The 23,500-nt window shown below is 64.5% G+C and carries 18 protein-coding genes and 1 pseudogene; 10 read left to right on the top strand and 9 right to left on the bottom strand.

The window, feature by feature from the left end:
* Positions 1-146: 146 nt before the first annotated feature.
* A complete protein-coding gene (gene alaC / locus GJV37_RS14795) occupies positions 147-1,364 on the bottom strand; it encodes an alanine transaminase (protein ID WP_170859245.1) in 1,218 nt (405 codons plus the stop codon).
* 172 nt (positions 1,365-1,536) lie between these two features.
* On the opposite strand from alaC, the gene GJV37_RS14790 reads away from it, so the two are divergent.
* The 5 genes from GJV37_RS14790 (at position 1,537) to ypfJ (ending at position 8,471) form a co-directional block, all read left to right on the top strand.
* Positions 1,537-2,397 carry a PhzF family phenazine biosynthesis protein gene (locus GJV37_RS14790; RefSeq protein WP_193452690.1) on the top strand — a complete coding sequence of 287 codons (861 nt, stop codon included), beginning with the start codon at positions 1,537-1,539 and terminating at the stop codon, positions 2,395-2,397.
* 175 nt (positions 2,398-2,572) lie between these two features.
* Positions 2,573-4,111, top strand: coding sequence for a tryptophan halogenase family protein (locus GJV37_RS14785; RefSeq protein WP_170859244.1), 1,539 nt, complete (start codon positions 2,573-2,575; stop codon positions 4,109-4,111).
* Positions 4,112-4,511: 400 nt separating this feature from the next.
* Complete coding sequence (locus tag GJV37_RS14780; RefSeq protein WP_170859243.1) at positions 4,512-6,029, top strand: tryptophan halogenase family protein; 1,518 nt, start codon at positions 4,512-4,514, stop codon at positions 6,027-6,029.
* 126 nt (positions 6,030-6,155) lie between these two features.
* Complete coding sequence (locus tag GJV37_RS14775; protein ID WP_169888661.1) at positions 6,156-7,379, top strand: cation:proton antiporter domain-containing protein; 1,224 nt, start codon at positions 6,156-6,158, stop codon at positions 7,377-7,379.
* Positions 7,380-7,568: 189 nt separating this feature from the next.
* Positions 7,569-8,471 carry a KPN_02809 family neutral zinc metallopeptidase gene (gene ypfJ / locus GJV37_RS14770; RefSeq protein WP_037012719.1) on the top strand — a complete coding sequence of 301 codons (903 nt, stop codon included), beginning with the start codon at positions 7,569-7,571 and terminating at the stop codon, positions 8,469-8,471.
* Positions 8,472-8,503: 32 nt separating this feature from the next.
* Here the strand turns inward: ypfJ and GJV37_RS14765 are convergent, their stop codons facing one another.
* A complete protein-coding gene (locus tag GJV37_RS14765; RefSeq protein ID WP_037006697.1) occupies positions 8,504-8,938 on the bottom strand; it encodes a response regulator in 435 nt (144 codons plus the stop codon).
* 169 nt (positions 8,939-9,107) lie between these two features.
* A complete protein-coding gene (locus GJV37_RS14760; protein WP_084358149.1) occupies positions 9,108-11,003 on the bottom strand; it encodes a propionyl-CoA synthetase in 1,896 nt (631 codons plus the stop codon).
* 302 nt (positions 11,004-11,305) lie between these two features.
* Here GJV37_RS14760 and GJV37_RS14755 point away from each other — a divergent pair, with 302 nt between their 5' ends.
* A complete protein-coding gene (locus tag GJV37_RS14755) occupies positions 11,306-11,482 on the top strand; it encodes a hypothetical protein (RefSeq protein ID WP_089285816.1) in 177 nt (58 codons plus the stop codon).
* Here the strand turns inward: GJV37_RS14755 and GJV37_RS14750 are convergent, their stop codons facing one another.
* From GJV37_RS14750 to GJV37_RS14740, 3 genes are all read right to left on the bottom strand, one after another.
* Positions 11,483-12,658, bottom strand: coding sequence for a multidrug effflux MFS transporter (locus GJV37_RS14750; protein WP_170859242.1), 1,176 nt, complete (start codon positions 12,656-12,658; stop codon positions 11,483-11,485).
* Positions 12,659-12,857: 199 nt separating this feature from the next.
* Positions 12,858-16,010, bottom strand: a complete 3,153-nt coding sequence (locus tag GJV37_RS14745) for an efflux RND transporter permease subunit (RefSeq protein WP_038803698.1) — start codon at positions 16,008-16,010, stop codon at positions 12,858-12,860.
* A gap of 12 nt (positions 16,011-16,022) precedes the next feature.
* Positions 16,023-17,207 (bottom strand): efflux RND transporter periplasmic adaptor subunit, encoded by a 1,185-nt coding sequence (locus tag GJV37_RS14740; RefSeq protein ID WP_024763046.1) that lies wholly within the window; start codon positions 17,205-17,207, stop codon positions 16,023-16,025.
* Between the two features lie 155 nt (positions 17,208-17,362).
* On the opposite strand from GJV37_RS14740, the gene GJV37_RS14735 reads away from it, so the two are divergent.
* Positions 17,363-17,995: a TetR family transcriptional regulator gene (locus tag GJV37_RS14735; RefSeq protein WP_037013785.1), complete on the top strand. Its 633-nt coding sequence runs from the start codon at positions 17,363-17,365 to the stop codon at positions 17,993-17,995.
* Positions 17,996-18,031: 36 nt separating this feature from the next.
* On the opposite strand, the gene GJV37_RS14730 is transcribed toward GJV37_RS14735, so the two are convergent.
* Positions 18,032-18,229, bottom strand: coding sequence for a heavy-metal-associated domain-containing protein (locus tag GJV37_RS14730; RefSeq protein WP_024763044.1), 198 nt, complete (start codon positions 18,227-18,229; stop codon positions 18,032-18,034).
* Between the two features lie 154 nt (positions 18,230-18,383).
* Between GJV37_RS14730 and GJV37_RS14725 the strand changes: the two genes are divergently transcribed.
* The 3 genes from GJV37_RS14725 (at position 18,384) to cueR (ending at position 21,818) form a co-directional block, all read left to right on the top strand.
* Entirely contained in the window at positions 18,384-18,842 is a 459-nt protein-coding gene (locus tag GJV37_RS14725; RefSeq protein ID WP_024763043.1) for a hypothetical protein, read from the top strand.
* Positions 18,843-18,962: 120 nt separating this feature from the next.
* Complete coding sequence (locus GJV37_RS14720) at positions 18,963-21,368, top strand: heavy metal translocating P-type ATPase (protein ID WP_084358145.1); 2,406 nt, start codon at positions 18,963-18,965, stop codon at positions 21,366-21,368.
* Between the two features lie 48 nt (positions 21,369-21,416).
* Positions 21,417-21,818, top strand: a complete 402-nt coding sequence (cueR, locus tag GJV37_RS14715) for a Cu(I)-responsive transcriptional regulator (RefSeq protein ID WP_024763041.1) — start codon at positions 21,417-21,419, stop codon at positions 21,816-21,818.
* Here the strand turns inward: cueR and GJV37_RS14710 are convergent, their stop codons facing one another.
* Both GJV37_RS14710 and GJV37_RS14705 read right to left on the bottom strand, forming a co-directional pair.
* Positions 21,819-22,535, bottom strand: coding sequence for a hypothetical protein (locus tag GJV37_RS14710; protein ID WP_024763040.1), 717 nt, complete (start codon positions 22,533-22,535; stop codon positions 21,819-21,821).
* 63 nt (positions 22,536-22,598) lie between these two features.
* Positions 22,599-23,496 (bottom strand): annotated as a pseudogene (locus GJV37_RS14705) (EamA family transporter).
* Between the last annotated feature and the right edge of the window lie 4 nt (positions 23,497-23,500).

The raw sequence follows: 23,500 nt of genomic DNA, 5'->3' as shown, positions 1-23,500 counted from the left end.
GAGCGCTGGCGGAGGTGGGATGGGGCTTCCGGCGCGCGGGGCACTCTCCAGGTTCCCGCGCGGCAATGCTCCGCGAGCAGGATGGGGTGGGGGACTCCAAACAAAAAGGGCGACCATTGGGTCGCCCTTTTTCATTCACACACTCGTCATTCGGCTTTGGCCGGCAACAGCCCGTCGGCACGGAACATCGCCTTGATCCCCCGCACGGCCTGACGCAGGCGATCACGGTTCTCGATCAGGGCGAAGCGCACATGGTCATCGCCGTAGTCGCCGAAGCCGATGCCGGGCGATACGGAGACCTTGGCGTCCTTGAGCAGCTTCTTGGCGAACTCCAGCGAGCCCAGGTGCGCATAGGGCTCGGGGATCTTCGCCCAGATGTACATGGAGGCCTTGGGGTTCTCCACCATCCAACCGGCTTCGTGCAGACCTTTCACCAGCACATCGCGGCGCTTCTGGTACTGGTCGGCGATGTCGCGCACGCACTGCTGGTCGCCTTCCAGCGCAGCGATGGCCGCCACCTGCAGCGGGGTGAAGGTGCCGTAGTCGTGGTAGCTCTTGATCCGCGCCAGGGCCGAGACCAGCTCCGGGTTGCCGACCATGAAGCCGATGCGCCAGCCGGCCATGTTGTAGCTCTTGGACAGGGTGAAGAACTCCACCGCGATGTCCTTGGCGCCGGGCACCTGCATGATCGACGGCGCTTTCCAGCCATCGAAGGTGATGTCCGCGTAGGCCAGGTCGTGCACCACCAGCACGTCGTAGCGCTTGGCGAGGTCGACCACGCGCTCGAAGAAATCCAGCTCCACGCACTGCGCGGTGGGGTTGGAGGGGAAGCCGAGGATCATCATCTTCGGCTTGGGGATCGATTCGCGGATCGCCCGCTCCAGCTCGTTGAAGAAGTCGATCCCCGGCACCAGCGGCACCGAACGCACCTGCGCGCCGGCAATCACCGCGCCGTAGATGTGGATCGGATAGCTCGGGTTGGGCACAAGAATGGTATCGCCGTGGTCCAGGGTGGCGAGCATCAGGTGCGCCAGGCCTTCCTTGGAACCGATGGTGACGATGGCTTCGGTTTCCGGGTCGATCTCGACCTCGTAGCGGTCGCGGTACCAGTGCGAGATGGCGCGGCGCAGGCGCGGAATGCCACGGGACGTGGAGTAGCCGTGGGTGTCTTCGCGCTGGGCGACCTGGCAGAGTTTCTCGACGATGTGCGGCGGCGTGGCCCCGTCCGGGTTGCCCATGGACAGGTCGATGATGTCCTCGCCACGGCGGCGGGCGGCCATCTTCAGTTCGGCGGTGATGTTGAAGACGTAGGGGGGCAGGCGATCGATGCGCGCAAAGCGACGAGCTGAACGGGGTTCAGTCATGGTGTCCTCTGATTAACGTAGGCGCCCGGAACCGTCCGAGCGACGCCGGCCACTGCGGTGGCCTGGAAAGCACGGCGCTGTGACCTGCGCTTTCTTGTCGGCGAACATATAGCTCGCTAGGCTGGCTGTCGAGTTTTTCTTTACGCCGCTCAAGAGCGGTATCTGGAGGCCCATGTCCGCGCAACAGTACTGGCAGCTCGACGTCTTCGCCGACCAACCGCTCACCGGCAACGGCCTGGCGGTGTTCCCCGACGCCCGCGGCATACCCGCCCAGACCCTGCTGGCGCTGACCCAGGAACTGCGTCAGTTCGAGTCGATATTCCTGTTCCCCTCGGCCACGCTGGACACCCATTCGGCGCGCATCTTCACCGTCGACGAGGAACTGCCGTTTGCTGGCCACCCGGTCCTGGGAGCCGCTGCTCTGCTTCACCACCTGCACCAGCGCGGAGAGGAAGAACACTGGACGCTAGAGCTGCCGGCGAAAGCCGTGAAGGTTGCCACCCGCCGCCGGGGCACAGGCTTCCACGCCGAGATGAACCAGGGCGCGGCTGATTTCGGCACCGTGCTGGATGACGAGGCGCGCCGCTGGTTCGCCGAAGCCTTCTCGCTGAACGCCGAGGACCTGGCCGACTATCCGGCGGCCGTGGTCAGCACCGGCCTGCCCTACCTGCTGCTGCCAGTGCGCAGCGAAGCAATGGGCCGCGTGCGCCAGCGCACGGATCTGACGGCCGAGCTGGCAAAACTCAACGCCGCCTTCGTCTTCGTACTGGATGTGGATAATCGCGAGGGCCGCACCTGGGACGGCGTCGGGATCATCGAGGACGTTGCCACCGGCAGTGCTGCCGGCCCTGTCGCGGCCTACCTGGTGGAGCTGGGCAAGGCGCGCCGCGGCGAGTTGTTCCAGCTGTCCCAGGGTCGCTTCGTGGGCCGCCCCAGCCGTCTCGACGTGCAGGTCGGCCAGGACGACGAAGTCCGCGTCGGCGGTGATGTCCAGTTGCTTGCCCGCGCCGAACTGCTGCATCGATTCGCCTGACCACTGGATAGATCGGCAGTACAGAGAGACAAACCTGGAACATCATCCCAGGAATCGTCTGATCAATATTGAGGAATCGCCTTCCTCTAAGAGTCCGATCAGGTCCGGATAATCGCGCTGACTATTTCGGAGCGCCTCGCGGCGCACCTTCCAGCAGATTTTCAGGACGCCTTTCATGTTGAATCTTTCCAATTACCGCCGCGTCGCCGTTGTTGGCGGAGGAAGCGCTGGATGGTTCGCCGCGCTCGAGCTCAGGAAACTCTTTCTCGACAATGTCGAGGTTGTCCTGATCGAGTCCGAAACACTGGGCATCATAGGCGCGGGAGAAGGCAGTCTGCCCAACTTCAACCGCGCGCTCGATCGCTACGAGATCGACCGGGCCGAGTTCATGCGCGAGACCCGATCGACCTACAAGCTTGGGTTGACGCTGGAGGGGTGGCGCACTGGAACAAAGGACGACATTTTCTTCCACCCGTTCTCGTTCCACAGCGATGGTGTGGATCTGAACGCCTGGGTCGAGCCCAACGGCAGTTATCCACTGGCCTCCATACTCCTCAACCAGAATCTGCAGCTACACCACTTCCCCGATGCGTGGCGCCTCTACCGTGATGGGGCCAGTCAGCAGCAGGCCGAGACTTACCTGCAGGAGCAGCTGAAGTACTTTGCCGTGCCGCCGATGGCTTTCCATTTCGATGCGCGAAAACTGGCGGTATACCTGCGCGAAGTGGCCCTCAAACGCGGCGTGAAGAAGATCAACGCGCGAGTCGAGTCAGTACGTTTGAACGAACACCGGCACGTAACCGACCTGATTCTGGAGAACGGTGAACTCGCGGTCGACTTCGTCATCGACGCCTCCGGCCTGCATCGTTTGATCATCGACAAAGCCTTGCACTCGCCGTGGGAGTCCTACTCCGATCATCTGCTGCTAAATCAGGCGTTACCCTTTTTCATTCCTGCGCAGACTGCCCACCCGTCGCTGGTCACTCGTGCCATCGCCATGAACAACGGCTGGATGTGGTGCATCCCGACGCAAGATCGCCTTGGCGTCGGCTATGTCTACAGCAACCAGCACACCGACAAGGAAGGCGCGCTCCGCGAAGCCCAGGCCTACTGGGGAATGGAAATCGAACCGGTCAATCACTTCGCCTTCTCACCTGGCCACTTTAAGCAGGTATGGATCGGCAACGTCATGGCCGTCGGATTATCCTCCGGCTTTGTCGAGCCCCTGGAAGCCACGTCCATCGGCCAGACACTCATCCAGCTCGCTCGGTTCAATCAGGTGGTCAGCGCCTGCGACGGCTTCATCCCACAGCAGTTGATTGACCAGTTCAACCGAGACATCACCCGTCACTGGGACGGCATTCGCGATTTTCTTTTCCTCCACTACGACACGCCGCGCCAGGACACCGAATTCTGGAGGGCGGCAAGCAGTGCCACGCCTCCCCCGGCCTATGCAGAACTCAAGCGGACGTTTGCTCTACGCCCACCCCGTGACTTGGATCTCGAACCTTATCGCGGTGGTACCTTCAGTCTTTTCGGACCAACCAGCTGGATGTCCGTAGCAGCGCCTCTGGGCGTATTGACCCGGCAAGCAACGGCTGCAGACTTGATACGGCTCACAAAAGAACAGCGCTGGAACATTGGTGAGTTCCTCGCCAAGGTGGAACCGCGCATGAGTGCGGAAGCCGCCATGACGAACTCGGGGAAAGCCTAGGGCCCTGCAGCAACGATTGCCGGTGAGTTGCAGGGAGCGCTGCGTGTCCTTGCGGGGTAGCTGTGGAAACACTTGCAGCGCCCTCTGCTTCTTGCCGATCGGCAGCGAATCAACCGAACCCGTGCGCCAAAGCTCGAAACTGGATGTTGAGGGGCAAGGCGCAACCTTACCGCGACGAATCCCCTGGCCAATTGCAAGCCTTCTTCGGCGTCACGGCATACCTCATTTTCTCAAAATAATTCCCACATATATCAAGAGCTTTTCACCAATTAAATTCCGGAAATTCTTACAGCCTCTGTTAGCGTCCTGCTCTCTTCATTTTCGCATCGCATACGGATGATGGCGGGATAGCCGGAGTGCTGCACCGCACTCCATCCCGTAGCATTCCAGGAAGTCAATGATGTTGAATTTATCCAACTGCCGCCGAGTCGCCGTAGTAGGCGGAGGAAGCGCCGGGTGGTTCGCCGCGCTCGAACTAAGGAAGCTCTTTCTCGACAAGGTCGAAGTCGTCCTGGTCGAGGCAGAATCGTTGGGCATCATTGGTGCTGGCGAAGGCAGCCTGCCGAACTTCAACCGCGCTCTGGAGCATTACGGGATCGACCGTAGCGAATTCATGCGCGCAACCTGCTCCACGCACAAGCTGGGACTGGCGCTGGAGGGTTGGCGAAGTGGCGCAAGGGACGACATTTTCCTGCATCAGTTTTCCTACAGCCACGACGGTATCGACCTGACATCGTGGGTCGAGCCCAATGGCAGCTATCCCCTGGCCTCGATCCTGATCAACCAGGGCTACCAGTTACAGCACTACCCCGCGACCTGGAAGATGTGGCGAGAGGGGGCCAGTCAGGCCACCGCGGAGGCTTTTCTCCAGAGCCTCCCGGCCAATACCCCCATGGCCTACCATTTCGACGCCCGCAAGCTGGCCTCCTATCTGCGAGATATCGCGATCAAGCGAGGAGTGCGGCACATCAACTCAATCGTCGAGAACGTACGCCTTGACGCGCGGAAGCACGTCACTGCACTGTTGCTGCCAGATCGTGAAATCGCGGTCGACTTCGTCATCGATGCCTCTGGCCTGCATCGCTTGATCATCGGCAAGTCGTTGAATGCCCCTTGGCAGTCCTATGCAGAACACCTGCTGTTGAATCGGGCCCTCCCCTTCTTCATCCCTTCACAGACGGAACACCCACCCCTGGTCACCCGCGCCATTGCCATGAAGCATGGCTGGATGTGGTGTATTCCAACCCTTGAGCGTCTGGGAGTGGGCTATGTGTATTGCGACAGGTACACCGACAAGGAGGCCGCGACAAAAGAAGTCCAAGATTACTGGGGCATGGACATCGAGCCAGCCAACGACTTCGCCTTCGAACCCGGCCACTACGATCAGGTGTGGCTGGGCAATGTCATGGCCGTCGGGCTCTCGTCCGGATTCGTCGAACCGCTGGAGGCGACGTCCATTGGACAGACACTGGACCAGCTCGCGCGATTCGGCGAAATGGTCGTGGCCTGCGACGGCATAATCACGCAACAACTGATCGACCAGTTCAATAATGAGGTCTCGAGCTATTGGGATGGCATTCGCGACTTCCTGTTCCTGCACTACGACACTCCGCGTAACGACACCGAGTTCTGGCGCGCGGCGAGCAGTGCAACCGCGCCCTCCACGTACAAGGAGCTCAAGCGAACCTTTACCCATCGCCCACCACGGCAGATGGACCTGGAGCAGTACCGCGGCGGGCCGTTCCGCATGTTCGGTGTGCCCAATTGGATGTCAGTGGCAGCTCCGCTGGGCATCGTACCCCGTGAGGCAACCTCAATGGATCTGCGCTTTCTGTCGGACGAAAAGCGCCAGCGCCTGGGCGCATTCCTCGCCAAGGTGGAAAGCCGCATGAAGGCAGAAAACGCAGCCTCCGTCTAACCCGGACATACGCCAATCTCGCCAGCCATGCAGCATTGGACGTCGCCTGTTTTGCAGGGACGTCCAGCGTACAGTACGAATACCTGCCCAGTGCCGATCCCAAAGCAATCCCTGAGATCAAGCGCAATGCCTCACTCGCCATTTCTTCTCCAGCTGCTGGTCATACTGGCCGTTTCCCGCTTGTGCGGCCTGTTGCTAGGGTTACTGAAACAACCCACCGTGATCGGTGAAATGGCCGCTGGAATAGTGCTGGGGCCGATCGTGTTCGGTGCGCTGTTCCCGGCGCAGCACGCCGAGTTGTTCGAGCCCCATTCGCTTTCGGCGCTGTCCTCCCTGTCACAACTGGGGCTGGTACTGTTCATGTTCGTCGTCGGCGCCGAACTGCGCACGCCGGATGGTGCACGTGCCCAACTCAAGTCAGCCAGCCTGGTGGGTATCCTCAGCGTCCTGGTACCAATGGTTCTCGGCTTTGTCGCGTCCGCCCTGCTCCATTCCTCCCTGGCCCCGGCCGGAGTAGGTTTCTGGCCCTTCGCGCTGTTCATGGCGGCAGCCATGTCGATTACCGCCTTCCCTGTCATGGCGCGCATCCTGAAAGAGCGCGGCATGACCCAGACACCCATGGGGCGCCTGTCGATGGCATCGGCGGCTATCGCTGACGTGCTTGCCTGGATCATGCTCGCCGCGGTCGTCGCACTGACCGGAATCGATGGCTCTACCGCCATCGTGAAGACGACACTCGGCCTGGTCGTTCTCGTGGCCGTCATCTTTATCCTGTTCAAGCCATTGTGCGCATGGCTGCTGCGGACCTACGTGAAGGACGGTTGCCCTGGATTGATGATGCTTTCGGTCCTGGCCGGCGGTGCGATAGGCTGCGCCGCTTTGACCCAGTGGCTGGGCGTCCACGCTGTGTTCGGCGCCTTCCTGTTCGGGGCCTGCCTGCCGCGGGATGATCGCCTGCTGAAAACGCTGGTCGAACGCCTGGAGTTTCCTGCGCTGGTCCTGTTGATGCCCGTGTTCTTCGCGATTGCCGGACTCAGCACCACCACCGACGCATTCACCCCGACTCATATCGGAGCCCTGATACTGGTTATCCTGGTTGCAGTCGCCGGCAAGGTACTGGGTGGCGCTGCGGGAGCTCGCGCTGGCGGACTCGCCTGGCGGGACAGCTTTGCAGTTGGCTCGTTGATGAACGCCCGTGGCCTGATGGAACTGATCGTCATGAAAGTTGGGCTCGACGCAGGCCTGATCGGCCCCGAGATGTTCACCATGTTGTTGGTGATGGCGATTCTGACCACTGCCATGACCGCCCCGTTACTCAGCCTGTTCAGTGCATCCGCCCGACTGCCCTGAACACAGAGCCGACTGGAGTGCCGCAGGGCAGATCGGGCTCAGGCGAATCGCGCAGACTTGGCATCGGCCACACGACTGAGCGATATCAGTGCATCCTGAGCTCAGTCCAACGCCTCGCCTGACGATCGGGCTGGCGGCAAACGCCTCCCAAGACAACACTCAACCCACTTATTCGATGGAGATGCCGCCATGCTCTGGCGCAAAGGACGACGCAGCGACAACGTAGTGGATGCCCGCGATGAAACCGGCGGAGGCATGGGCGGTGGCGGAGGCATGCGCATCGGCGGGCGTGGACTGAGTCTGGGCGGCGTGGCTATCGTCGTGGTGATCGGCCTGCTCTCCGGACAGGACCCGATGACCATCCTCGGCTCGCTGCTCGGTCAGATGGATGTTTCCCAGCAACAGGCACCGAGCCGCCCAGTGCAGGGCAAGCCGGCCACCGGCGCCGACCCGCAGGTGGAATTCGTCCAGTCGATCCTCGGCGATACCGAAGACACCTGGGGCGAGATCTTTGCCCGCAGCAACCAGCAGTACGAGCAACCCAAGCTGATCCTGTTCAACGGCGGGGTGAACTCGGCCTGCGGCTTCGCTTCCTCGGCGGTCGGCCCCTTCTACTGTCCCGGCGACCACCGGGTTTACCTCGACCTCGGATTCTTCCGCGAGATGGAGCAGAAGTTCTCTGCCGCCGGCGACTTCGCCCAGGCCTACGTGATTGCCCACGAAGTCGGGCACCACGTGCAGAACCTGCTGGGTATCTCCGCCAAGATCAACGCCGCACGCCAACGCGGCGCGCGCATGGAGGGAGCCAACGGCCTCTCGGTGCGCCAGGAGTTGCAGGCCGACTGCTTTGCCGGCGTCTGGGCCAACCATGCCCAGCAGCGCCTGAACTGGCTGGAGCCGGGCGACGTGGAAGAAGCGCTGAATGCTGCCAATGCCATCGGCGACGACCACCTGCAACGCCAGGCGCGCGGCACAGTGATGCCCGACTCCTTCACCCACGGTTCCTCCGCGCAGCGTGTTCGCTGGTTCAAGCTCGGCTTCGAAAGCGGCTCGCCGGGCAAGTGCGATACCTTCAAGGCGCAGACGCTGTAAGGCACCGAGACGTATCGGCTTGGAGTCTGCGCCTAGAAACTGCGGCTTAACGCGCTCACGAACAGCACTGGATCCACAGGTTTAGGCAGGAAGTCCAGCACGTTCAGGGGCGGCTCCAAGCGCGATTCACCGAGCGGCATCGGCGCGGACAGGACGATGATGGGCAGAAAGCTGCCGCTCCGGTTCAGTTCGCGAATGAACGCAAGTCCGGGGCCATCGGGCTCCAGGCCCAGGCCGCTGACCAGCAGGTCGAGGGCCGACTCATCGCGGAGAATGCGGCGCAATGCCTCCGCTGCACTGCTGGCCGTCACGCAGCGCATTCCGGCGCCCTCCACCAGCCGGCGAAGCCGGGCCAGCGCGGCGCGATCATTGTCCACCACCAGGATCACCGGCTTGCGCGGTGCCACGGAGGCGATATCGCGCAGCGCTTCGAGTTCGTCATCATCGAGTGAATGGCGGTTGATCATGGCGCGATACGACCAGTAGAGGCACGGTGCCATTATCTTAGATGGCAACACGTCTTTATTCCTGCCGGACCAAGGTTGGGGCGATGTATGGGCAAGCCGGGCGGACAAAAAAAGGGCCGCAACGCGTGCGGCCCTGGAAATACGCCGGTCATGCCGGCGTCGTGGGATTTCAGCCGGCCTTCGCCAAGCCTGCCTGGCCCAGGCGCTCGGCGATCTCGCCGAGGATGGCTGGATCATCGATGGTCGAAGGCGGCACGTAGCTTTCGCCGTCGGCGATCTTGCGCAGTACGGCGCGGAGGATCTTGCCCGAGCGGGTCTTCGGCAGCCGCTTCACCACCACCGCACGCTGGAAGCAGGCCAGTGCGCCGAGGCGCTCGCGCACCAGCGCCACCAGCTCACGCTGCAGGTGGCCCTCGGTGACCTGTACGCCGTCCTTGAGCACCACCAGTCCCACCGGTACATGGCCCTTGAGGTCGTCCTGCACGGCGATCACCGCGCACTCGGCGACAGCATCGTGCAGCGCCAGCAACTCCTCCATCTCACCGGTGGACAGGCGGTGACCGGAGACGTTAATCACGTCGTCGGTGCGCCCCATGATGTAGACGAAGCCTTCCTCGTCCACGTAGCCACCGTCGCCGGTGTGGTAGTAGCCGGGATAGGTCTTCAGGTAGGCCTGCAGGTAGCGCGGATGATCGTTCCAAAGCGTCTGCGCACAACCGGGGGGCAACGGCAGGGCGATGACGATGGAGCCCTGTTCGTTCGGTCCCAGCAGTCGGCCTTCGTCGTCCACGACCTTCACGTCGTAGCCGGGCACCGCGCGGTTGGTGGAGCCGGCGCGCAGGTCGTGGTCGCCATGGCCCGTGCAAGGCGCCGTCACCGGCCAGCCGGTCTCGGTCTGCCACCAGTGGTCGTGCACCGGTTTGCCGGTCAGCTCCTCGAGCCAGTGCTGGGTGGTGCTGTCGAGCTTCTCGCCGGCCAGGAACAGGTGCCGCAGCGAGCTCAGGTCATGGCGCTTGAGCAGCTCGCCCTGCGGGTCTTCCTTGCGGATCGCGCGGATCGCCGTGGGCGCGCAGAACAGGCTGTTGACCTTGTGCTCCTCGATCACCCGCCAGTAGCTGCCGGCGTCCGGCGTGCGTACCGGTTTGCCCTCGTAGAACACCGTGGTGCAGCCGTTCATCAAGGGGCCGTAGACGATCAGCGAGTGGCCGACCACCCAGCCGACGTCGGAAACGCCCCACCAGACATCCCCCGGCTGCAGACCGAAGATGGTCGGCAGCGCATAGCTCAGCGCCACGGCGTGGCCGCCGTTGTCACGCACGATGCCCTTGGGTTTTCCCGTGGTGCCGGAGGTGTACATGATGTACAGCGGGTCGCCGCTGGCCACTTCCACCGGGTCAGCCGGCTGCGCGTGGACCAGTGTCTCGCGCCAGTCCAGGTCTCGGCCGGCGCGCAGCTCGGCCATCGCCTGCGGACGCTGCAGCACCAGCACGTGCGCCGGTTGATGGGTGGCCAGTTCCAGGGCCTTGTCCACCAGCGGCTTGTATTCGATGACCCGCTCGAACTCCAGCCCGCAGGAGGCGGTGAGCACCAGCTTGGGCCTCGCGTCATCGATACGCAGCGCCAGTTCGTGCGGCGCGAAGCCACCGAATACCACCGAATGCACGGCGCCCAGCCGGGCGCAGGCCAGCATCGCCATGGCCGCCTGGGGCACCATCGGCATGTAGATGATCACCCCGTCGCCTTTCTCCACGCCGAGCGCGCGCAAGGCGCCGGCCAGGCGTGCGACCTCATCGCGCAACTCCAGGTAGCTGAAGCGCTGCTGGGTCTGGGTCACAGGGGAGTCGTAGATCAGCGCGGCCTGGTGGCCGCGGCCCAGTTCGATCTGCCGATCGAGGGCGAGGTAGCAGGTGTTCAGGCGGCCATCGGCGAACCAACGGTGGCTGCCGTCGGGCAGGGCTTGCAGGGTATCCTGCGGCGCGCGGTACCAGGCCACGCGGCCGGCCTGCTCGGCCCAGAAGGCGGAGGGATCCGCGATGGAACGGTCATGGGACTGCCGGTAACTCATCGTCACTGCCTCTTATTGTTGTTATCGAGGTCGAACAACGAGTATGGACGGGGATCGCGGCCCCACCATCAACCTTTGGTCGTAGTTCCGTCGTCGCCCTGGTAGCAGATCCGGCGCCATTGCTTTTCAGGATTTTTCAGCGAAGCGGCACGTCGGCGGCCGAGGCTGTCTACCACGGGGCTGAAGGAAGAATCGGGCACGGCGCCACCGCATGTCGGCGACCACAGGTCGCACCTGCTACCGCCATATGACAGGACTACACTGAGGGTCCCTTTTCACCTGACTGCACAGGGGTGAGCACCATGAACATCCTCGTCCGTCCGTCCAGCCTCCGCAAAGACCAGCCGTGGGAAGTCTGCCTCGACCAGCAGGCGGTACGCTTCCGCAGCGAGCTCGAGGCGCGAAGTTTCGTCGCTACCCTCGAGGCGCGCCTGAAGGCGCCGCACCAGTTGCCCGAGTTGGTGCAACGCGCCAGTTGATCAGGCGGCGCGCTCGCTGATCTGCCCGCTCAGCCAGCCCAGCACCGCAGCCACCAGGCTGCAGGTGGTGATGACGACCGCCATGGGCAGCGCGGTGCCGTCGTGCAGCGCACCGACCAGCGCCGAGGCGCCGGCCGCTACGGTGAACTGCAGGCTGCCCATCAGCGCCGAGGCGCTGCCCGCGTGGCGGCCCTGGCTGGCCATGGCGCAGGCCGAGGAGTTGGGCATCAGGAAGCCCAGGCTGGCAATGGCGCCGAAGAGCGGAATCAGCAACGGCCACAGGTGCTCGGGCCGGAACAGGGTGATCACCAGCAGTGCGGCCCCGCAACCTAAGTACACCCACACCGCCCGGCGCAGCCAGAATCCCGGCCCGCGATAGCGCAGCAGCCGTGCGTTGACCTGTGCCATCAGGATGAAGCCGGCGGCATTGCTGCCGAAGATCCAGCCATAGTGCTCGGCCGGCACGCCGTAGAGTTGGATGAAGATGAAAGGCGACCCGGCGATGTAGGAGAACATCCCGGCGATGGCCACCCCGCCGGTGAGTGCATAGGTAATGAAGGAACGGTCGCGGAACAGCGCCCGATACTGCCCCAGCGCGCCCCGCAACGGAGCGCGCGGCCCGGCCGGAATCGTCTCCGGCAGCCACAGCGCGATGGCCCCACCAGCGAGGGCGCTGAACAGCGTGAGCGTCAGGAAGATCGATTGCCAGCCGGACAGGCTGAGCAGCAATCCGCCTCCCAATGGCGCCAGGATCGGCGCCAGCCCCATCACCAGCATCAGTTGCGAGAAGGCCTTGGCGGCGGCGACCGGGTCGCACAGGTCACGCACCACCGCCCGCGAGATCACCATCCCCGCGCAGCCGCCCAGTGCCTGGACGAAGCGCGCGCCGATCAGCCATTCCAGATTCGGCGCGACGGCGCAGGCAACGGACGCCAGGGTAAAGATGCTCACCCCCAGCAGCAGCGGGATGCGCCGGCCGACGCGGTCGGCCAGCGGGCCGTAGAGCAATTGGCCGATGGCGAGGCCGGCGAAGTAGGCGGACAGGCTCAACTGCACATGCTCGACGTCGGTACCGAAAGCCTGCGCCAGCGTGGGGAAACTGGGCAGGTAGAAGTCGATGGCCATGGGCCCGAAGGCGCTCAGGGCGCCGAGGATCAGCAGGATGCGGAGGTTCATGGATCACCTGATCACGCCGGGTCGCCGAATGGCGCTGCGCAGCGCGGGCAGTTCGGTGTGGATAACGGGTTGGCGCGCACGGATGGCGCAGCGAAGCCATGCATTGTGGCGAGCGCCGGGAAATTAGCAAGCTCCCTAAGCAACTCCCGGAACAAAGGGAGGGACAGGCCCGGCTGGCGCAGCCGGACCTGTCGGCACCTCAGGCCTCGTGCGCCCCCTCTGCGGCGGGCTTGGCCTTGTTCTTGCGGCCGCTGAGTTTGTCGGCAGCCGACTCCACCAGCATGTAGAACATCGGGATGAGGAAGGTGGCCAGCAGGGTCGCGGCCAGCATTCCGCCGATCACCCCGGTACCGATGGAGTGGCGGCTGGCCGAACCGGCCCCGGTGCTGATGGCCAGCGGCACGCAACCGAGGATGAACGCCAGCGAGGTCATGACGATCGGGCGGAAGCGCAGCTTGGCCGCCTCCAGTGCCGCTTCCATCGGGCCCATGCCCTGCTCTTCGCGGCACAGCACGGCGAACTCGATGATCAGGATGGCGTTCTTCGCCGCCAGGCCGATCAGGGTTACCAGGCCGACCTGGAAGTACACGTCGTTGTCCAGACCACGGATCCAGATCGCCAGGATCGCCCCGAATACCGCGAAGGGCACCGCGGTGACCACTGCCAGCGGCAGGGTCCAGCGCTCGTACTGCGCCGCCAGGATGAGGAACACCAGGATCAGGCCGAAGATGAACGCGGTACTGCCCGAGCCCTGGGTCGCCAGTTCCTGGTAGGCCGAGCCGATCCACGCCAGCGAGTAGTCCTCGCCCAGCACCTGGTCCGCCACCTCCTGCATCGCCGCCAGCGCCTGGCCCGAGCTGTAGCCCGGCGCCGGGCCGCCAAGCAGCTTGGCCGCCGGGAACACGTTGAAGCGCGCGTAGGAATCCGGACCAAGGACGCGCTTGACCGAGACCAGCGTCGACAGCGGCACCAGATCGCCGGTGGAGGCACGCACGAAGACCTGGCTCAGGTCCTCCGGCTTACGGCGGAACTCCGGCTCCGACTCCAGGGTGACCTGCCAGGTCCGCCCGTAGAGGGTGAAGTCGTTGACGTAATAGCTGCCGAAGGTGGACTGCATGGCGGTGAACACGTCGTTGATCGCCACGCCCAGCGAACGCGCCTTGGTGCGGTCCAGATCGATGTAGTACTGCGGCACGTTGGCGTTGAAGGTGGTATTGACCCCCGCCAGCTCCGGGCGCTTGGCCGCGGCGGCGAGGAACTTCATGGTCACCTCCTCGAGCTGCTCGGAGGTGCCGCCGCTGCGGTCCTGGATGTAGGCCTCGAAGCCGCCGGTGGTGCTCATGCCGGTGATGGGCGGCGGGTTGAACGACATGACGACGCCGTCTTCCTGCGAAGCACCCATCTTCATGAATTCATGGGTCAGGTTGCGCGCGTCGGTTTCCGGCGTGGTGCGCTCTTTCCAGTCCTTGAGCGGAACGAAAGAGACCCCGGCGTTGCTGCGGGTGCCGAAGGTCAGGATGTCGAAACCAGCGAAGGTCACCACGTCCTGCACCGCAGGATTCTTCATCAGTTGCTGGGTCACGTCGCCGGTGAGCTTCTCGGTGCGGCTCAGCGAGGCGGCCGGCGGCAGGAAGTAGGCGTTGATCACGTAGCCCTGGTCTTCATCGGGGACGAGCGAGCCAGGCACGCGGCCGAAAAGGACCACCAGCAACGCCACCATTCCGGCGAACAGTACCAGGCCGAGGATGGCGCGCTTGAGGAAGAACTGCACGCCCGCACCGTAACCGTTGGTGGCCCGCTCGAACACCCGGTTGAACCAGCGGAACGGCGCGGCAGGCTCCTTGTGCTCCGGCTTGAGGATCAGCGCGCAGAGCGCGGGCGACAGCGTCAGAGCGACGATGCCGGAAATCACCACGGAAACCGCGATGGTGATCGCGAACTGCTGGTACATCTGTCCGGCCAGACCGCCGAGGAAGCCGACAGGAATGAATACCGCACAGAGCACCAGCACGATGGCGACGATCGGTCCGGTCACTTCCTCCATCGCCTTGATCGCCGCCTCCTTAGGTCCGAGCTTCTCGGTGCGCATGACCCGCTCGACGTTCTCCAGCACCACGATGGCATCGTCCACCACGATGCCGATGGCCAGCACCATGCCGAACAACGACAGCAGGTTGATGGAGAAGCCCAGCAGGTACATGCCGGCGAAGGTGCCGATCAGGGACACGGGAATCGCCAGCACCGGGATCAGTGTGGCGCGGAAGCTCTGCAGGAACACGTAGACGACGATCATCACGAGGATCAGCGCTTCGATGAAGGTGTGGATCACTTCCTCGATGGAGACCTTCACGAAGGTAGTGGTGTCGTAGGGAATCTTGAAGGTGATGCCCTCGGGAAAGCGCTTGGCCAGCGCCGCCATGTGATCACGCACGGCCTGGGCGGTGTCCAGCGCGTTGGCGCCCGGTTGCAGGTAGATGCCGAAGGCAGCGTTCTGCTGACCATTGAGCGAGGTCACCAGGGAGTAGTCCTGCGCCCCCAGCTCCACCCTCGCCACGTCCTTGAGCAACAGGCTGGCGCCAGTCTGGTCGCTGCGCAGGATGACGTTCTCGAACTCCTTGGGATCGGTGAAACGACCCTGGGCCGTGGCCATGTAGGTGAAGTCCTGCGGCTCCTTCATCGGCTGCTGGCCGAAGCTGCCGGCGGCGAACTGCGAGTTCTGCTCGCGGATCGCATTCACTACATCCGTGGGCGTCATATTGTACTGCGCCAGCTTGTCCGGCCGCAGCCAGATGCGCATGGAGTAGTCCTTGGAGCCGAACTGGCTGACATCGCCGACGCCGGGGATCCGCTTGAGGTCGTCGATGACGTTGATCAGCGCGTAGTTGCTGATGAAGATCGGGTCGCGGGAGTTGTCCGGCGAATACAGGGTCACCACCTGCAGGATGTCGGAGGACTTCTTCTCCACCTGCACGCCCTGCCGGCGCACTTCCTCGGGCAGCTTGGCCAGCGCGGCCTGCACCTTGTTGTTGACGTCGATGGTGGCCTGGTCGGGATCGGTGCCGACCTCGAAGTACACGGTCAGACTCATGGCGCCGCTGCTGTCGGAGTTCGACAGCTGGTAGATCATGCCTTCCACGCCGTTGATTTCCTGCTCCAGCGGCGCAGCCACGGTTTCGGCGATTACCTGGGAGCTGGCGCCGGGATAGGCCGCGGTCACCGAGACCTGCGGTGGCACGATTTCCGGGTACTGGGCGATGGGCAATGCGCGCATGGCGACAAGGCCGGCGAGCAGGATCACGATGGAAATCACCATCGCGAACACGGGACGTTCAATGAAGAAGCGCGAGATCACGATGAGCGCTCCTTAGGACTGTGCCTGGGCGGGTTGCGGCGCGGGTGCCTGCGGTGCTGCCTCGCTGGCCTTGACCGGCTGGTCGGGCCGCACTTTCGGAATGCCCTCGACGATGACGTGGTCACCGTCATCCACGCCGGCATCGATGATCCAGCGACCGTTCACGGTCTGGTTGGTGGTCACCTGGCGCACACGGGCGAAGCCGTCCTTGTCCACGACATAGACGAAGGTGCCGCGTGGCCCCTGGGCCAGGGCGCGCTCGGGAACGGTCACGGCGGCCTTGCGGGTGATGCCCTTGATCAGCACGCGGACGAACTGGCCGGGAATCAGCTGGTTATCCGGATTGGGCACCACGGCGCGGGCATTTACCGTGCCGGTGCCGGTGTTGACGAAGCTGTCGGTGAAGTCGACCACGCCGTCGATGGGGTATTTGCTGCCGTCGCCGAAGCGCAGCTCAGCCGCCAGCTTGCCCCCGCTCGGCAGACTCAGCTTGCCGCTCTGCACCCCGTCGCGCAGGCGCGCGGCCTCGGTGTCCGGGTAGGCGAAGTTGACATAGACCGGATCGAGCTGGGTGAGCTTGGTCAGCAGGCTGGAATTGGGGTCGGCGGCGGCCACCAGGCTGCCTTCGGAGCGCACTTCCTTGCTCGCCATGCCGGAGATCGGCGCGGTCACGGTGGTGTAGTTGAGGTCGATCTGCTTGGCCTGCACGTTGGCGCGGGCGGCTTCGACATCGGCCTTGGCCTGCTCGAAGTTGGAGATGTAGCGATCCAGTTCGCTCTCGCTGGCGAAGCCCTTCTTCTGCAATTCACGGATGCGCCGCAGGTCGCGGTCGGTCTGGCGGTAACGCGCCTGGGCCTGGGCCAGCGAGCCCTGGGCCTGGCCGAGCGCCGCCTGGTATGGGCGTGGATCGATACGGAACAGTACTTGCCCCGCCTTCACCGGCCGACCTTCCTCGTAGGTACGCCGCTGCAGGATGCCGCTGACCTGCGCCCGCACTTCCACCTCGCGATAGCCGGCGGTACGTGCCGAATATTCCAATGTCATCGGCACCGGCGCGCTCTTCGCCACTTCGATGGTCACCGCGGGAGGGGGTGGTGCCGCTGCTGCGGGCTTGTCGTCCGCCCGTACTCCGCTGGCGAACAGGACTGGCAACCCAACGACAACAAGCGCGACGGGCAAACGGCGGGCAAACGGCATGTAACCTCTCCATGGAATTGACTGACGGCGGAACTCAGAAGATCGACGATTGCACGACGTTTACCTACGCCAGTGTCTGTAAAGCACTGTTCGCGCTATAAAATCAGTAAACTGCCCGTCACTCAGTGATCCTAGCCTGTATACCAACAAGCGCCATGAGAAGAACTAAAGAAGATTCGGAACGTACACGCCAGACGATTCTTGACTCGGCTGAGGGCCTTTTTTTCGAGAAAGGCGTCTCCAATACCAGCCTGGAAGAGATCGCTCGCGCCGCCGGAGTTACCCGCGGAGCGGTGTACTGGCATTTCCAGAACAAGGCGCATCTGTTCAACGACATGCTCAACCAGGTTCGCCTGCCACCGGAGCAACTCGCCCAGCGGTTGTCCGGTTGCGATGGCCACGATCCGATCGAGTCGTTGTTCCAGCTCAGCGTGGAGGTCGTCGAGAACCTCGCCCGCGACGAGCAGCGTCGGCGTATCCTCACCATCCTCCTGCAACGCTGCGAGTTCACCGACGAGCTGCGCGACGCGGAAGAGCGCCACAATCATTTCGTTCGCCAGTTCATCGAACTCTGCGAGCAACTGTTCAGCCGCGAGGATTGCCGCACGCGGCTGATGTCGGGTGTGACGCCCAAGATAGCCTCGCGCGCGGTGCACGCCATGATCTTCGGCCTGCTCAGCGATTGGCTGCGCGACCCAGCCCTGTTCGACCCACTGCAGGAAACCCGCGAACTGTTCGACGCCGTGTTCCGTGGCCTGGTGCGCGACTGGCACCCGGCGCTGGCATAAGGGCCGGCAGGACGCCGGCCCGGAAAGGATAAAGCCTCAGGCCGCCTCGGCCTCGTAGCCCTCCTCGCGGATCGCCGCGAGGATCGCGCTATCGTCCAGCCGGCTGGCCACCCGAACCTCGCCGGCGCCCAGGTCGACCTGTACGTCCGCCGCAGCGTCCAGCGCCTGTACCGCCTGGGTGATAGCCCTGACGCAGTGACCGCAGCTCATGCCTTTGACAGTGAAGGTATGCATGGAATGTCTCCTCTGATGGGTTGAAGCACTGGATGCAGTCTCGACCTTGCCACGGTGGCAAGGTCAAGCCTTTCTCGTCGACGTCGTCTTGTACTTGTCCTACGTCAGGCTCTAAGCCAAGCTGCGGAAAAAGCTGACACATCGGAGAACGCCCATGCGCCGTTCCCTTCTGCTCGCAACCGCTTTCGTCGCCACCCTGCCCTGGTTCGCCTGCGCCGATGGCATGCCCGACGAACCCGCCGCGCCCGCAACACCCTCGGCTCCGCCAGCGAGCACGCCCGGCTCCTGGCCGGTACCCGACGCCCAGCCGGTGGCCTACGCCGTGCTGATCGTCAGCCGTGAACGGCTGGATACCGGTACCGCCTGCGACATCGACCTCTACGTGCAGGACGAAAAGGTCTCGCGCCTGCAGCCTGAAGGCGAAGTCGCCCTCAACCTGCCACCGGGCGAAGTCTCCCTGCGCCTGCAGACAGCCAACTCCGGCCTCTGCCGCAGCGGCATCCAGCCGCTGCGCGCACAATCCGTCCAACTGCATGCCGGCGAAGTGCGCAAGTTCCGCATCGCCAACAGCGAAAGTGGCCTTTACCTGATGCCGGTCTCCAGCGGCAGTTGATAAAGGGGCAGCTGAAATGCGGCCGCGGATTTGACCTGCGGCAAGATGACAGCGAACGAGGGTTGACCTTACCCTCGTGTCAAGGTTGATGCTATCGGGGAACTTCAGGGAGAAAGCCCCATGAGCAGCGCCAACCCCATCGAACTCGACCTGCCCGTCTCCGGGATGACCTGCGCCAGCTGCGCCGGTCGGGTCGAGCGCGCCCTGCGCAAAGTACCCGGCGTGCAGGAAGCCAGCGTCAATCTCGCCAGCGAACAGGCCCGCGTCCAACTGGCCTCGCCGTCCAGCGATGCAACACTGCCGGCGCTGGTCGCCGCGGTCGAGCAGGCCGGTTATCAGGTGCCGTCCCACGGCCTGGAGTTGGCTATCGAGGGCATGACCTGCGCCAGTTGCGTCGGTCGTGTCGAACGTGCGTTGAACAAGGTTCCTGGCGTGCGCTCGGCCAGCGTCAACCTGGCCAGCGAACGCGCCCACGTCGAGTTGCTCGGCGCCGTGGATACCGCCACCCTGATCAGCGCCGTCGACAAGGCCGGCTACAAGGCCCGTCCGATCGAACCCGACCAGCCTGCTGTGGACCCCGCCGTGGCCCGCCTGGCGCGCGAGCGCTGGTGGCTGGCCGCGGCCATCCTGCTGTCGCTGCCGCTGGTGCTGCCGATGGTGGGCGACTGGTTCGGCCAGCACTGGATGCTCCCCGCCTGGGCGCAATTCCTCCTCGCCACACCCGTGCAGTTCCTCATCGGCGCGCGCTTTTATGTCTCGGCCTACAAGGCAGTGCGCGCCCGCAGCGGCAACATGGACCTGCTGGTCGCCCTCGGCACCAGCGCCGGCTACGGCCTGAGCCTGTACCTCTGGTACGCCGCCGCTCCGGGGCAGATGCCGCACCTGTACTTCGAAGCCAGCGCCGTGGTGATCACCCTGATCCTGCTCGGCAAGTACCTGGAAAGCCGCGCCAAGCGCCAGACCGCCGCCGCTATCCGAGCACTGGAAGCCCTGCGCCCCGAGCGAGCGACCCGTGTGCGAGACGGCATGGAAGAAGACGTCGCCATCGCCGAGCTGCGCCTGGGCGACGAAGTGCTGGTACGCCCCGGTGAGCGCTTCCCGGTGGACGGCGAAGTCCTCGCCGGCCAGAGCCATGCGGATGAAGCCTTGATCACCGGCGAGAGCCTGCCGGTGCCCAAGGACATCGGCGACCCGGTCACCGGCGGCGCCATCAACGGCGAAGGCGTGCTGCGCGTGAAGACCACCGCACTGGGCGGCGAAACCGTGCTCGCGCGGATCATCCGCCTGGTGGAGGACGCCCAGGCCGCCAAGGCGCCGATCCAGAAGCTGGTGGACAAGGTCAGCAACGTGTTCGTCCCGGTGGTGATCGGCATTGCGCTGGTCACCCTGGTCGGCTGGCTGATCGCCGGCGCCGGCTGGGAACACGCACTGATCAACGCCGTGGCCGTGCTGGTCATCGCCTGCCCCTGCGCCCTCGGCCTTGCCACACCGACCGCGATCATGGCCGGCACCGGCGTGGCGGCCAAGCACGGCATCCTGATCAAGGATGCCGAGGCCCTGGAGGTCGCCCACGCGGTGACTGCCGTGGCCTTCGACAAGACCGGCACTCTCACCTCCGGTCAGCCGCGCATCACCAATCTCGCGGCGCCAGGCGACGAAGCCGAAGCCCTGGCCCTCGCGGGCGCCCTGCAACGCGGCAGCGAGCATCCGCTGGCCAGGGCCGTGCTGGATGAGTGTGCCGAGCGCGGGCTCAACCCCGCTGCTGCCGAGGCTACCCAGGCGCTCACCGGGCGCGGCATCCAGGGACGAGTGGGAGACCGCCTGCTCGCCCTGGGCAACCGGCGGATGCTCGACGAAGCGCAGTTGCCACCCGGCGCGCAGGCCGACTCCGCCGCGCAATGGGAAGCAGAGGGCCGCACCTTGTCCTGGCTGATCGAGCGCGAGCCGAAGGCCCGCGTGCTTGCCCTGTTCGCCTTCGGCGACAGCCTCAAGGAAGGCGCCAAAACCGCCATCGACGCCCTGCGTGAACGCGGTATCGACAGCCACCTGATCACCGGCGACAACCGTGGCAGCGCCAAGGTCGTGGCCGATGCCCTGGGCCTGGACGATGTGCACGCCGAAGTACTGCCCGGCGACAAGGCTGCCGTGGTCGGCGCGCTGCGCAAGGAAGGGAAAGTCGTGGCGATGGTCGGCGACGGCATCAACGACGCCCCGGCACTGGCCGCGGCGGACGTCGGCATCGCCATGGGCGGCGGCACCGACGTGGCCATGCATGCCGCCGGCATCACCCTGATGCGCGGCGACCCGCGCCTGGTCCCGGCGGCGCTGGACATCTCCCGGCGTACCTACGCGAAGATCCGCCAGAACCTGTTCTGGGCCTTCATCTACAACCTGGTGGGCATCCCGCTGGCCGCCTTCGGCCTGCTCAACCCCATGGTCGCCGGCGCGGCGATGGCCGCCTCCAGCGTCAGCGTGGTGAGCAACGCCCTGCTGCTCAAGCGCTGGAAACCACAGGATCAGAAATGACCTTGCCGCCCCCGAACCATCGGGGGCGGCCGTTCAAGAGGAATCGGCATGAACATCGGCGAAGCGGCGAAGAAGAGCGGCCTGACCGCGAAGATGATCCGCTACTACGAATCCACCGGCCTGCTCGCCCCCGCCGGCCGCAGCGCCAGCGGCTACCGGCACTATAGCGAGCAGGACCTGCACACCCTGGCCTTCATCCGCCGCTCGCGGGACTTTGGCTTCTCCCTGGAGGAGGTCGGCCAACTGCTCGCCCTCTGGCAGGACCGCCAGCGCGCCAGCGCTGACGTCAAGGCCCTGGCCGCCCGGCACATCGATGAGCTGAACCGCAAGATCGCCGAGCTGAGCAGCCTGCGCGATACGTTGCAGGAGCTGAGCGACCACTGCCAGGGCGACCATCGCCCGGACTGCCCGATCCTCAAGGACCTGGAGTCGGGAGCGTGCTGTCACTGACTATGATTTCAAACGAGCCTCGAGTGCCGCAACGGCACTTTTTGCACCTTCGCAATCTCGCTCCATAGCCAATCGCAGGTAACGCAACCGCTCCTCCTGCCCTCTGCGACTTACGGCCTTTGTGCGACGCGCTAGCTCAAAGTAGGCCTCCGCTTCGAATTCCGCTTGGGTCAGTTCGGGGAGTGGGAAGGCAGCACGCTGATTGTGCACACAAAGGCGGTAGGCAGGAGATTGCATCGGATAATACGCAGCGTGGCGCGGTGCCTGCTCAATGGCTTGCTTCAGGCCCCCCTGCATATCCTGCGGCGCCATCTGTTCCTGGCAGATACTCGGGCCAACCAAGGCCGCTGGCAGGAAATTCTGCTTCGCGCTGCGCATCAGTAGATCGCAGACAGCTTCCTGCTTCTCCGACGGCCCCACCGAGGGAATCCTGAGCGTCATCGCCAGCAAGTACTGGCCAGCGGCATTTCCCTCCTCAGCGGAGCGTCGCAACGCAGGCAACGCCTCCCTGGCGAAGGTCACATAGTTGACGAACTGGGTCTGCAAGGCCGGATCCGTCCCCCCCTGCGTCGTCAGGAGGTCGTAATCCTTGATCGAGCTTTGCGAAAGGGACAGCAACTCGCGCGCCTGCGCCAGGTCGCTGTCACCTGGTGCGGCATGCGCGGCCAACGGTAGCAATGAGAGGAGCCAAGCCGCCGCGGCGAATTTCGAACGCATATCCAGATATCCCTTCCAGAAGATCAAGTCGCGAGTGTGTACCAGGCGCTCGCCCCCGGCAATTCAACCGCTCCGCTTACGCGCTGGCCACCGCCCGGCGACGCCAGATCGATGCCGGCAGCACCGTCACGGCGAGGCCGATGAAGACCAGCACGCAGGCCATCCAGTCCTGGGCGGTGAGGTCTTCACCCAGGAACAGCCAGCCCGACAACAGCCCGGACACCGGCACGGCCAGCGCAAAGGGCGTGACCTGGCTGGCCGGGTAGCGGCGCAGCAGGAAGCTCCACAGGCCGAAGCCGACGGTAGTGGCGAGAAAGGCGATGTAGAGCAGCGCACCTACCCCGTTCAAGCTGATGTTCACGACGGCGTGCTCGATGGCCTCGGGGCCTTCGAAGATCCACGACAGCACCAGCAGTGGCAGCGGCGGGATCAGGCTCACCCAACTGATCAGGCGCAGCATGTCGCTGGCGCCGGAGCGCTTGGTGGCGATGTTGGAGAAGGCCCAGGCAAGTGCGGCGGCGATCACCAGCAGGAAGGCCACCAGGCTGTCGCCCATGGGACGCTCCAGGCCAATCAGCAGCAGGCCGCCGGCGGCCAGCGCCAGGCCGATCAGAGCGCGCGCGCTGGGACGCTCGCCGAGGAAGGCGGCGGCGATCAGCACGGTGAAGAACACCTGGCTCTGCAGCACCAGCGACGACAGGCCCGCCGGCATACCGATATGCATGCCGACGAACAGCAGGCCGAACTTGACCACGCCCAGCAGCACACCGATCTGCACGATGCGCCAGAACGGTGCCGGCAGCGGGCCGCGCAGGAAGATCAGTGGCAACGCCGCCAGGGCGAAGCGCAGGGCGCAGAACAGCAGAGGCGGGAAGTCATGCAGGCCGACCTTGATCACGACGAAGTTGACGCCCCAGATCAAGGTGACCAGCAAGGCGAGGAGAACGTGGCGAAGGGGCATGGCA

Source organism: Pseudomonas nitroreducens (genome assembly GCF_010994165.1).
In the GTDB taxonomy this organism is placed as follows: domain Bacteria; phylum Pseudomonadota; class Gammaproteobacteria; order Pseudomonadales; family Pseudomonadaceae; genus Pseudomonas; species Pseudomonas nitroreducens.
This window is presented reverse-complemented; position numbering and strand designations above follow the sequence as displayed.

Excerpts from the sequence above, each read along its gene's own strand:
- GJV37_RS14755 (WP_089285816.1), top strand. The coding sequence starts at position 11,306 with ATGAACATCCTCGTCCGTCCGTCCAGCCTCCGCAAAGACCAGCCGTGG.
- GJV37_RS14730 (WP_024763044.1), bottom strand. The coding sequence starts at position 18,229 with ATGCATACCTTCACTGTCAAAGGCATGAGCTGCGGTCACTGCGTCAGG.
- ypfJ (WP_037012719.1), top strand. The coding sequence starts at position 7,569 with ATGCTCTGGCGCAAAGGACGACGCAGCGACAACGTAGTGGATGCCCGC.
- GJV37_RS14725 (WP_024763043.1), top strand. The coding sequence starts at position 18,384 with ATGCGCCGTTCCCTTCTGCTCGCAACCGCTTTCGTCGCCACCCTGCCC.
- GJV37_RS14760 (WP_084358149.1), bottom strand. The coding sequence starts at position 11,003 with ATGAGTTACCGGCAGTCCCATGACCGTTCCATCGCGGATCCCTCCGCC.
- GJV37_RS14740 (WP_024763046.1), bottom strand. The coding sequence starts at position 17,207 with ATGCCGTTTGCCCGCCGTTTGCCCGTCGCGCTTGTTGTCGTTGGGTTG.
- cueR (WP_024763041.1), top strand. The coding sequence starts at position 21,417 with ATGAACATCGGCGAAGCGGCGAAGAAGAGCGGCCTGACCGCGAAGATG.
- GJV37_RS14790 (WP_193452690.1), top strand. The coding sequence starts at position 1,537 with ATGTCCGCGCAACAGTACTGGCAGCTCGACGTCTTCGCCGACCAACCG.
- GJV37_RS14765 (WP_037006697.1), bottom strand. The coding sequence starts at position 8,938 with ATGATCAACCGCCATTCACTCGATGATGACGAACTCGAAGCGCTGCGC.
- GJV37_RS14785 (WP_170859244.1), top strand. The coding sequence starts at position 2,573 with ATGTTGAATCTTTCCAATTACCGCCGCGTCGCCGTTGTTGGCGGAGGA.
- alaC (WP_170859245.1), bottom strand. The coding sequence starts at position 1,364 with ATGACTGAACCCCGTTCAGCTCGTCGCTTTGCGCGCATCGATCGCCTG.
- GJV37_RS14780 (WP_170859243.1), top strand. The coding sequence starts at position 4,512 with ATGTTGAATTTATCCAACTGCCGCCGAGTCGCCGTAGTAGGCGGAGGA.
- GJV37_RS14735 (WP_037013785.1), top strand. The coding sequence starts at position 17,363 with ATGAGAAGAACTAAAGAAGATTCGGAACGTACACGCCAGACGATTCTT.
- GJV37_RS14720 (WP_084358145.1), top strand. The coding sequence starts at position 18,963 with ATGAGCAGCGCCAACCCCATCGAACTCGACCTGCCCGTCTCCGGGATG.
- GJV37_RS14750 (WP_170859242.1), bottom strand. The coding sequence starts at position 12,658 with ATGAACCTCCGCATCCTGCTGATCCTCGGCGCCCTGAGCGCCTTCGGG.
- GJV37_RS14710 (WP_024763040.1), bottom strand. The coding sequence starts at position 22,535 with ATGCGTTCGAAATTCGCCGCGGCGGCTTGGCTCCTCTCATTGCTACCG.
- GJV37_RS14775 (WP_169888661.1), top strand. The coding sequence starts at position 6,156 with ATGCCTCACTCGCCATTTCTTCTCCAGCTGCTGGTCATACTGGCCGTT.